This window comes from Jeotgalibacillus sp. ET6 (assembly GCF_029667115.1).
Classification (GTDB): Bacteria; Bacillota; Bacilli; order Bacillales; family Jeotgalibacillaceae; genus Jeotgalibacillus.
In genome coordinates, this window is the sequence record NZ_JARUIU010000267.1 from 1 (window position 1) to 241 (window position 241).

Consider the following 241-nt stretch of genomic DNA (forward strand, 5'->3'; position numbering starts at 1 on the left):
TATACGATCGGGCTTCATGGCTATTTCAATGCACCTGACCTGGTGGCTTACGGTAAAAAGCATTGCGTTAATATGATCTCATTAAAAAAAGCAAGACAAAACGGGATCGTTAAAACTGTCCGTGCTGCGTTAAATGAGCTGAGCCAAAAAACCGACCGCACGTATATAACGATGTATATGGATGAGCTGCATATTGGATTTGCTCCAGTGGTCCCCGCTTCTACACCAGGCGGCATTTCAA

1 protein-coding gene is annotated in these 241 nt (G+C 44.4%); it reads left to right on the forward strand.

Going from position 1 to position 241, the window contains the following annotated elements:
• On the forward strand, positions 1 to 241 hold a 241-nt coding region (locus P6709_RS20280), incomplete at both ends, for an arginase family protein (protein WP_278242677.1).